The sequence below is a fragment of the Streptomyces sp. NPDC088194 genome, from assembly GCF_040702025.1.
GTDB lineage: Bacteria > Actinomycetota > Actinomycetes > Streptomycetales > Streptomycetaceae > Actinacidiphila.
In genome coordinates, this window is record NZ_JBFBIV010000168.1 from 1 (window position 1) to 10380 (window position 10380).

Here is a 10380-nt window from a genome sequence, read left to right on the forward strand (position 1 = left end):
GGGCGGGTGGATGACCAGGTGAAGATTCGTGGTTTTCGGGTGGAGCCGGCTGAGGTGGAGGCGGTGGTGGTGGGGTGTGAGGGGGTGGCGGAGGCGGCGGTGGTGGTGCGGGAGGATGTGCCGGGGGACAAGCGGTTGGTGGCTTATGTGGTGGCGGATTCCGAGGGTGTTGGGGGTTTGGGTTTCGCTGAGGGGGTGCGGGGTTTTGTGCGGGGGTTGTTGCCGGATTACATGGTGCCGGCGGCGGTGGTGGTTTTGGGTGCGTTGCCGGTGACGGTGAACGGAAAGCTGGATCGTGGGGCGTTGCCGGTTCCGGATTACGGGTCGGGGTCGGGTCGTGGTGGTGGTCGGGGTCCGGTGTCGGTGCGGGAGGAGATCCTGTCCTCGGCTTTCGCCCAGGTGCTGGGGGTGCAACGGGTCGGCGTGGACGACGACTTCTTCGACCTCGGCGGACACTCCCTGCTCGCCGTGGCGCTCGTGGAACGGCTGCGGACCCGGGGCATCTCGGTCGACGTCCGCACCCTGTTCGCGGCGCCCACCGTGGCCCGGCTGGCCGCAGCCGAGGTCCGCGACGAGGTCGTGGTGCCACCGTGCCTGATTCCGGCGCAGGCGACGGCGATCACCCCCCGGATGGTGCCCTTCGCCGGGCTGACCGCCCGCCAGCTGGCCGACGCGGTGGCCGGTGTGCCCGGCGGCGCCGCGAACGTGGCGGACGTCTACCCGCTGGCCCCGTTGCAGGAAGGGCTCTTCTTCCACCACCGGCTGGCGGCCCGGGACGGCCACGACCCCTACCTTCTCCACCAGGTCCTGAGGTTCGACTCCCGGGCCCGCCTCGACGCCTTCGTGGCCGCCTGGCAGCACGTCGTCGACCGGCACGACGTGCTGCGCACCGCCCTCGCCTGGCAGGGCCTGCCCCACCCGGTGCAGGTGGTGCACCGGCACGCCGCGATCCAGGTGACCGAGGTCGAGGCCGGCCCGGCGGCCGGCGACGACGCGGCGCGCCTGCTGGCCGAGGCCGCCGGGACCGCCCTGGACCTGGGCCGTGCCCCGCTGATGGACGCGCACATCACGGCGGAGCCGGCCGGCGGCCGGTGGATCATGGTGCTGCGGATGCACCACATCATCCAGGACCACACCGCGCTTGAGGTGATGCTGGACGAGGTACGGGAGGTGCTCGCCGGACGCCAGGACGCGCTGCCCGCACCGCTGCCCTACCGCGCCTTCGTCGCGCAGGCCCGGCTCGGCACCCCGAGCAAGGAGCACGAGGCGCACTTCGCGGCACTCCTCGGCGACGTCACCGAGCCGACCGCGCCGTTCGGCGTGGAGCGGGCCCGAGGGGACGTCGGCGCCGTCAGCGAGGCCCGGGGCGCGGTGGACGACGCACTCGCGGCCCGGGTGCGGGAGCAGGCCCGCCGGCACGGCGTCAGTCCCGCGACGGTCTTCCACGTCATCTGGGCACGCACGCTGGCCGCCGTCTCGGGACGCGACGACGTCGTGTTCGGCACCGTGCTCTTCGGCCGGATGCGGGCCGGCGCCGGAGCCGACCGGGTCCCCGGCCTGTTCATCAACACCCTGCCGGTACGGGCCCGCGTCCGGGGCGTGACGGTGACCGAAGCGGTCGGCGCCATGCGGGCCCAACTCGCCGACCTGCTCGTCCACGAGCACGCGCCCCTCGCGGTGGCCCAGCGCGCCAGCGGCGTCGCCGCACCGGCACCGCTGTTCACCGCCCTCTTCAACTACCGCCACAGCGACGCCGGCCGCCAGGTCGGCGGGCTCTTCGACGGCGTCGAGGTCCTCTCCGCGAAGGGGCGGACCAACTACCCCCTCACGGTGGCCGTGGACGACCTCGGTACGGGGTTCGTGGTCGTCGCGCAGGCGGCGGAGCCGATCGACCCCGACTGCGTGCGCACCCTGTTCCTGACCGCGGCCGAGGGGGTGGTGTCCGCCCTGGAGACCGACCCCGGCACCCCGCTGGGCCGGGTTCCGGTCCTGGGCGGGGCCGAGCGGCACCGGGTCCTGGTGGAGTGGAACGACACGGCCCGCGAGGTGCCCGCCGCCACCGTGCCGGAACTCGTCGACGAGCAGGCCGCCCGTACCCCCGGCGCCGTCGCGGTGGTGTCGGAGGACGGCCGGCTGACGTACACCGAACTCCAGGAGCGCTCGAACGCGCTGGCCCGATTGCTCCTCGCCCGGGGAGTGCGGCCCGAGTCGCGGGTGGCGGTGGTCATGAACCGCTCCGCCGCGCTGGTCGTCGCCTACCTGGCGGTGCTCAAGGCCGGCGGCGCCTACGTGCCCGTCGACCCCGCGTACCCGGCGGAGCGGATCGCGAGCACGACCGCCGACGCCGGGGTGGTCGCCGTCCTCACCCACACGTCGGTGGCGGACCGGCTGGAGGCAGCGCTTCCCGAGGGGCCCGGGGCACCGCCGCGGATCGTCCTGGGCACGCCCGGGGTCCGCGCCGCGCTGGCCGCCGCGGGCACGCACGCGCTCACCGACACCGAGCGCCGGAGCCGGCCGCGGCCGGAGCACCCCGCGTACGTGATCTACACCTCCGGCTCCACCGGCCGTCCCAAGGGCGTGGTGGTCGAACACCGGTCGGTGGTCGCCTACCTGGCCCGGGAACGTGCGGTGCACGGCGACGTGGCGGGCGGCACCGCACTGCTCCACGCCTCGATCTCGTTCGACGCGACGGTGACCGCGCTGTACGTCCCGCTGGTCTCCGGCGGGGCGGTACGGCTGGCGGACCTGGACGAGGAGGTGGTCTTCGGACCGCGGCCGTCGTACATGAAGGTGACCCCCTCGCACCTGCCCCTGCTGGCGGCGCTGCCGCCCGGGGCGTCCCCGTCGGGCACGCTGATCGTGGGCGGGGAGGCGCTGACCGGCGAGGCGCTCGACCCGTGGCGCCGCCGCCACCCGGACGCCGTCGTGGTCAACGCCTACGGCCCCACCGAGGTGACGGTGAACTGCCTCGACCACCGGATGGCGCCCGGCACCCCGACACCGCGGGGAGCGGTGCCGGTCGGACGCCCCTACTGGAACACCCGGGTGTACGTGCTCGACGCGTGGCTGCGCCCCGTCCCACCGGGTGTGCCCGGCGAGTTGTACGTCGCGGGGGCCCATGTGGCGCGCGGCTATCTCGGCCGGGCCGCGCTGACGGCCGAGCGCTTCGTCGCCGACCCCCACCGGTCCGGGGAGCGGATGTACCGCACCGGCGACGTGGTGAGGTGGAGCCCCGAGGGGCTGGTGGAATTCGTCGGCCGGGCCGACCACCAGGTCAAGATCCGCGGCTTCCGGATCGAGCCGGTCGAGATCGAGGCGGCCCTCCTCGCCGACGACCGGGTCTCCCGGGCCGTGGTGGTGGTGCGGGAGGACACGCCCGGGGACAAGCGCCTGACCGGCTACGTCGTCCCGGCCGCCCCCGGCGCGGACGTCAGCGCCGCGGAGCTGAGGGCGGCCGTCGCCGACCGGCTGCCGGCCCATATGGTGCCCGCCGCCGTGGTCGTGCTGGACGCGCTGCCGCTCACGGCGAACGGGAAGCTGGACCGGCGGGCCCTGCCCGTGCCCGCGTACCCGGCCGACGTGACCGGCCGGGAGCCGCGGTCGCGGCGCGAGGCGGAACTGTGCGCGCTGTTCGCCGAGGTGCTCGGCGTCGAGCGGGTCGGCATCGACGACAGCTTCTTCGTCCTCGGGGGCCACTCGCTGCTCGCCACCCGGCTGGTCGGGATCGTCAACGAGCGCCTGGCCGCGGCCCTTCCGCTGAAGGTGATCTTCGACCACGACACCGTCGCCGCGCTCGCGCCGCTGCTGGACGCGGCCCCGGCGGCCGGGGCGACACGCCTGCCCGCCGCCGCGGACCGGCTGATCGCCGACGTCCACCTCGACCCCGCCGTCACCGCCGAGGGGCACACGCCCCGGGTGCCGGACGGGCGGGCCCCGCGCAGCGTCCTGCTCACCGGCGCCACCGGGTTCCTCGGCGCGTTCATCCTGCGCGAGGTGCTGGACCGCACGGCAGCGGACGTCTTCTGCCTGGTGCGCGCGGCCGATCCGGGGCAGGCCCTGAAGCGGGTCCACCGGACCCTGGACGGGTACGGACTGTGGGAGGAGCGGTTCGCGGGGCGGATCGTCCCCGTCCCGGGGGACCTGGAGCAGCCCCTCCTGGGACTGCCGCCGGAGCGCTTCGACCGGCTCGCGCGCCAGGTCGAGGCGGTCTTCCACAACGGCGCCCGGGTCAACCTCACCGAACCGTACGCGCGGCTGAGGAACGCCAACGTGCTGGCGGTACGCGAGATCTGCCGGCTGGCGGCCCTGCACCGGGTGAAGCCGGTGCACTACGTCTCCACGCTCAGCACCGCCATCGCGGGCCCCGGCGACCCCGAGGTCCTGCCCGAGGCATGGCGCAGCGACCCGGCCCTGCTGGAGTTCAGCGGCTACGCGGCGAGCAAGTGGGTCGCGGAGGGCATCCTCCGCCTCGCGCACGAACGGGGCATCCCGACCGCGGTCCACCGCCCGGCGCACGTCAGCGGCGACTCCCGCAGCAACGTGGTGAGCGGCGACGACGCGCTCTGGCACTTCGTCAGGGCCTGCGTCGAGCTGGGCGCACGCCCGGCCACGGAGGTCGACTTCCAGGCGAACCTGGTCCCGGTGGACTTCGTGGCCAAGGCGTTCACCCATCTCGCGCTCGGCGGGCGGGCGGACGGCACGGTCTACAACATCGCCGCGCCGGCCGCGACCGGGACCGCGACCGTGCTGGACCGGGTGGCCGCCTTCGGCTATCGCCTGGAGCCCGTCCCGTACGACGCGTGGCGGCAGCGGCTCGCGGACGCGGCGGCGAGGACGCCCGTCTCCGAACGGACGTCGCTGCACGCCGCCCTGCTGCTGGACAGCGCTCCGCGGCCCGCCACCGGGGCGTACCGGCTCCGGGCCGACCGGCGCAACCTCCTGCGGGGGCTGGCCGGAACCCCGCTCGTCGGGGCCCCCGTCGGGTCCGCGCTGCTGCACCAGTACCTCACGTACTTCATCGAGACGGGCTTCCTGCCGAGGCCGCCGGAGGACGCCCACGAGAGCGGTGCGTGATGCCGACCGCCCGAGGAGAGGGAACACCCGTGAGCGCGAAGGACGTTGTCCGCAACAGCACGGTCCCGACGCACACCGCACGCCACTACGACCTGGTCTGCCGGGCCTGCGGCCACACCATGGCCGACGACGGACTCACCCTGCGCTGCCCGCGGAGCCACGCGCCGGCGCTGCTGCGCACCCGCTACCACGACCGGGAACTCGCGGTGAGCCCCGCGGCCGACGGCCTGTACCGCTACCGGCGCTGGCTGCCGGTCGTCCGCACCCTTCCCGGGGCGGGCCGGACGGTCGTCTACCGCGGCGAGGAGTTGGGGCGCGCGCTCGGGCTCGACGACCTGTGGATCGCGTTCAACGGCTACTGGCCGGAACGCGGCGCCGACCTGCGGACCGGCACGTTCAAGGAACTCGAGGCGTACGCCGTCTTCGGCCGGCTGCCCGAGCGTCCCCCGGTCCTCGTGGTGCCGTCCGTCGGCAACACCGCCGCCGCGTTCGCGTCCGTGTTCTCCAGGACCGGGGTGGAGTGCCTGCTCGTGGTGCCGGACAGCGGACTGCACCGGTTCGCCGCGGTCCCCGACCTCGCGCCGACCGTCCGGCTGGTGTCGATCGCGGGCGGCGACTACGACGACGCCATCGAACTGGCCGAACGGGTCTCGGCGTTACCCGGGTTCCGGGCCGTGGGCGGGGCGTGGAACGTCGCCCGGCGCGACGGTCTCGCCACGGTCCTGCTGTCCGCGGTCGAGGCGATGGGCGCGCTGCCGGAGGTCTACGTCCAGGCCGTCGGCAGCGCGGTCGGGGCGATCGCGGTCCACGAGGCGGCCACCCGGCTGATCGCTTCCGGCCACTACGGCCCGGCGACACCGCGGCTGCTGATCTGCCAGAACGAGGGCGTCGCACCGGTGCACCGGCTGTGGCACGAAGGCGCCGCGGCGCGCGGCCCGGTGGACAAGCGGCAGCGCCGCGCCGCGACCGGCCGGGTGTACGCGGACGAACTCGTCAACCAGCACCCGCCGTACGCCCTCACCGGAGGCATCGAGGAGGCGCTGCGCACGAGCGGCGGTGACGTCCTGCACTGCCCCGGCGACGCGGCCCGCGCGGCGGCCGAACTCTTCGCGCGGACCGAGGGGATCGACATCGAACCCGCGGCGGCGGTGGCCCTCGCCTGCCTGGGCCGATCCGTGCGGGAGGGCCGCGTGCCCAGGGGCGCCCGCGTCCTGTTGAACATCACCGGCGGCGGCCGCGCCCGGCTGTCCGCCGCGACACGCGACGGCCTCGCCCCCCGACCGGTCCTGCGCCTTGACCCCGCCACGCTCGAATCCCCCGGCACCCTCCAGCGGGTCCGGGACCTGTTCCCGGCGGCGGAGGCGTCCGCCTGAGCGCGCGGCAGGCCGCCCGGCCCGGCACGCCGCGCGAGCGGACGCGACATGTCCACGAAGGGCGATACGAGTGGCCGTGGCGAGAGATCCCGCGGCGCGGCGGGGAGCCGCCGGTGGCCGAGGTCCCCGCGGCGCGTCTCCTTCCACGCCGAGGCAGGGAAGCGCGAGAGAGAGCGGGACGGACGATGACGGATCAGCACGCGACGGGCCCGTACCCCCTGCGCGGCACGGGCGTTGCCCCGCTCGGAGCCGCGGTGGCCGGCCCGGTGCTGCTGCCTGGCAACGAGGGCTGCCGGAGGAGTGCGCCACCTTCGATCTGATGACGCCGGTCCGGCCGGCGGTGGCGGTCGGCGGGAGGGGAGAGGGGCCGACGCCCCGGGCGGGTCGGCCGCCGCTTGACCCGCGCCCCGCGCTCGTACGCCCCGTGCTCGTACGCCTCGCGCGCGTACGCTTCGCGGCCGGCTCAGTGGAGCTGCGCGATGAGTTCGGTCGCGTAGTCGCACAGGGCCGAGCGGTGCGGCCGGCCGGTCTTGGCGAGCAGCTTGGCGACGTGCTTCTCCACCGTCCGCGGGGAGATGTACAGCCGCTCGGCGATCTCCTGGTTCCCCAGGCGCGGCGCGAGCAGCAAGAACACCTCGTACTCGCGTGCGGTCAGCCCCTGGCGTCGCAGCTGGGTCGGTACGCCGGGCGTTCCGTCCCGCCGCTGCCGGACGGTCGCGCCCGCCCGGCGCAGCAGGTCGCGGCAGCTGTTGGCCACGGCCGGCACGCCCGCGCCGTAGAAATACTCCTCGGCGTCGCGCAGCCAGCCCACCGGGTCACCCCAGCCGTCGGCCAGCGCCACCGGCGCCACCAGCCGCTGGCCGAGCCGGCGGGCCATCAGGAACGGCTCGCCCGCTTCCTGCGCCTGCGCCACCGCGGCCTCGGCCGCCGCTCCGCGGCCGGCCCGGCCCTCGTGCACCGCGAACGCGAGCCGTTCGAACTGCCGGTTCCAGGGGAGCGCCGCGGAGGGGTCGGCGACGATCTCCGCGTGCTCCTCGGGGCCGGCCTGCCCGGTCAGCGCGCGCAGCAGCGGCCGCAGTCCGTAGCGGCCGTTGAGGTAGTGCACGGAAGGGTTGCCCTGCTCCCAGGCGAACGCCTCGTCGAGTTCGCGCAGCGCCCGCTCCTGGTCCTCCTCCAGCAGCGCGCAGATGGCGCGGCTGCCGAACGCCTGCGGCGACTGGAGCGACTGCTCACCGCCCCAGCGGCGGAACTCGGCCAGCTCCCGTTCCATCTGCCGGCGCCGCCCCTGGTGGGCGGCGAGCGCCACACGGGTGAGCAGGACGAACTGGTGGTTGTCGGCGTCCCGCAGCCGCGCGGTGCCCTCGGCGCAGCGGTCGGCCAGCTCCTGGGCCCCGGCGTAGTCGCCGCGCAGGACCTGCTGCATGGCCATGGCGGCCTCGGCCCGGTACATCAGTGCCAGCGCGCCGTGGCCGAGCGCCGCCCGGTGGGCCCGCTCCAGGCGGGCGGAGGAGCCGGTGCGCATGAAGTCGTTGACGCCCAGCCACATCAGGGTGTCGAGCTGCCACGCGGTCAGCCGGTGCTCGTTGGCCAGCACGAGGCACTTCTCCAGGTACGTGTCGGACTGCTCGAAGCCGTGCCGGCGGGCCAGCACGGCGAGTAACTGCCATGCCTGGCAGGCGATCTCCGGCAGCCCGGCGCGCTCCGCGCCGTCCGCGGCCTGCCGGGCCAGCCGTTCCGCCTCGTGGGTGCGGTCGCCGCCGCTTTCCCGCACGCCGGAGAGGATCAGATGGGCCTCGACCATCTTGACCGCCGGCCCCAGCGCGGCGCCGGCGGACGGGCCGTCGCCGTCGGGAACCAGCCGGAGCAGTTGGCGGACCTGGCGCACCCGCCCCGCGGCGTCCTCGAACCGCGCGGCCGTCACGGCCGCCCAGGCGATCCGGGCCTGCAAGGTGGCGGCCCGGACCGCGTCCAGCGCGCCAGGACCGGCCTCCGGCAACTCGTCGGCCAGGGCGCAGGCCCGGTCCAGCTGGCCGTTCTCCACCAGCGTGTACACCAACTGCTCGACCAGCGGCGCCCGTTCGGCGGCCTGGTCGGCCCCGGGCAGCAGGTCGAGGGCCCGTTCGAGCAGTGACACGGCGGAGTTGACGGCGCCGCTGTCCAGTGCGGACCGGCCGGCCTCCGCGAAGCGCAGCGCGGCGGCCCGGGCGTCCCCGGCCGCCTGCCGCAGGGCGGCGACCAGGACGCACCACTCACCGGGCAGCCCGGGGTGCGCGCGTTCGATCGCGTCGGCGCCCCGGGCCGCGATCGCGGCGCGTTCCGCGGGCACCAGCGCGGCGACGAGAGCCTCGGCGGTGAGCGTGTGCCGGAACTCGTACCAGTCGCCCACCGGACGGCTGGGCGAGATGAGGTGGGCGTCCATGCCGGCCCGCAGATGGACCAGCAGGTCGCGGTCCGGCAGCCCGCTGACCGCCTGTAGGACCGCCAGCGAGAACCGCCGGCCGAGCACGGCGGCGCTGTTGAGCAGGGCCCGCCCGTCCGGGCTGAGCCGGGCGGAGCGCTGGGAGACGCTGTGCACGACGGTCCGGGGGACATCGATGTCCAGATCGCCGCAGACCTGCCAGCCGCCGGCCGGCCCGCGGCGCAGCACGTCGGCGCTGATCATGCCGCTGAGCAGTTCCTCGACGACGAACGGGTTGCCGTCGGCGTCCCGGGCGAGCCGGTCGACCACCTCCTGGGGCAGCCCGACCGCCGCTTCGTGCGGCGGCGGTCCGGTGGCCGCGAGGGCCGCTTCGGCCATCACCCGGACCTCCTCGCCGGTCAGCGGGCGCGGTTCGGCGAGGACCGCGGACCGGCGCTGGGCGACCTGCCGGGCCAACTGCTCGGCCGGTCCTGGCTCCGGGCGGAGGGTGGCCAGCAGGAAGATCGGCTGCCCCCGGAGGTTGTCGCACAGGTACTCGATGAGGGCGAGGGTCTCGGTGTCGGCGTCGTGCAGGTCCTCCAGGACCAGCAGGCAACCGGGGTGCCGGTGCTGCGTCAGGTCCCGTCCGATGGTGACCAGCAGCCGCAGCATCGCCTCGGCCGTCTCCACCGGCGAGGCCGGCGCCCCCGGGTGCCCGGTGGCGCGCCACTCGGGCAGCAGGCCGCCCAACGCCGAACGGTACGGGGCGAGTTCGGCGTCCTCGGGCAGGCCGCCGAGCCGGACGAACGACAGCAGGGCCTCGGCGATCGGGCGGAAGGGCGCGGCGGCGCCGCTGGCGGCCCCGGACCGGCCGCGCAGCACCGCCAGGCCGCGGGTGAACGCGCGGAACGCGCACTCCGCGGCCAGGCGCGACTTGCCGATCCCGGCCTCGCCGAGCAGGAACACCGCCCGGCCGTCCCCTTCACGGGCAGCGGCGAGACTCGCGTCGAGCACGGCGAGTTCAGCGCCGCGCCCGATCACCGTTGGTGATGTGATGAGCACCAACGGAGGGTATCTCCGGCTCTGATCATCTGCCAGGGGCGGGGGGAACGCTCGTCGGTTCCTCCGGTGCGGTCAGTAACCCCCGGGGTCGCACATGGAGGTGAAGGTCAGGGAGTAGGTGGGAAACACGGTGGAGGGCTCCTCCTCCATCGTGGCCAGGCCGGCCAGCAACTGGGCGCGGCGGCCGACGACCGCACCCGTGCCCAGGCGGATGGCGCCCGCTGGGTGGGCGACGACGGCCCCGTTCCGGGCAGCGGGGTTCTTCCACACGTTGACGAGGGCGTTGTCGCTCATCGGATGCTCTCCTTCGAAGGGCCGGGGTGGGCGGTCACGAGGCCGGCGACTGCAACAGCAGTACCGAGGGAACACGGGAAGCGAAGCCGAGGCGGCCACCCCGGAGGAGGCCGACGCGCTGCGCCGGCAGCTCATCACCGACTACGAGGACACCCTGCTGAATCCTTACGTCGCGGCCGA

At 75.1% G+C, this 10380-nt stretch carries 5 protein-coding genes and 1 pseudogene; 4 read left to right on the forward strand and 2 right to left on the reverse strand.

Translation table 11 applies throughout. From position 1 onward, the window contains the following. Window positions 1–63 precede the first annotated feature (63 nt). The 3 genes and pseudogenes from AB0399_RS39480 to AB0399_RS39490 form a co-directional block, all read left to right on the forward strand. Window positions 64–276: pseudogene (locus AB0399_RS39480) on the forward strand (hypothetical protein); the annotation flags it as partial. A gap of 81 nt (window positions 277–357) precedes the next feature. Continuing rightward, complete coding sequence (locus AB0399_RS39485) at window positions 358–5073, forward strand: amino acid adenylation domain-containing protein (protein WP_366414572.1); 4716 nt, start codon at window positions 358–360, stop codon at window positions 5071–5073. Window positions 5074–5102: 29 nt separating this feature from the next. Further along, window positions 5103–6446 carry a cysteate synthase gene (locus AB0399_RS39490; RefSeq protein ID WP_366414571.1) on the forward strand — a complete coding sequence of 448 codons (1344 nt, stop codon included), beginning with the start codon at window positions 5103–5105 and terminating at the stop codon, window positions 6444–6446. Window positions 6447–6909: 463 nt separating this feature from the next. On the opposite strand, the gene AB0399_RS39495 is transcribed toward AB0399_RS39490, so the two are convergent. Then, entirely contained in the window at window positions 6910–9906 is a 2997-nt protein-coding gene (locus AB0399_RS39495; RefSeq protein ID WP_329361894.1) for an AAA family ATPase, read from the reverse strand. Window positions 9907–9978: 72 nt separating this feature from the next. Continuing rightward, the gene (locus AB0399_RS39500; protein ID WP_328472806.1) at window positions 9979–10200 is read right to left on the reverse strand and encodes a hypothetical protein; all 222 of its coding nucleotides are present in this window, start codon (window positions 10198–10200) and stop codon (window positions 9979–9981) included. On the opposite strand from AB0399_RS39500, the gene AB0399_RS39505 reads away from it, so the two are divergent. Next, a partial coding sequence (locus AB0399_RS39505) for a hypothetical protein (protein WP_366414573.1) occupies window positions 10190–10380 on the forward strand: 191 nt, incomplete at its 3' end. The two genes, AB0399_RS39500 and AB0399_RS39505, sit on opposite strands and share 11 nt — an antisense overlap.

Bases quoted from the DNA above. Each gene is read 5' to 3' on its own strand.
- AB0399_RS39500 (WP_328472806.1), bottom strand. From the start codon at position 10,200: ATGAGCGACAACGCCCTCGTCAACGTGTGGAAGAACCCCGCTGCCCGG.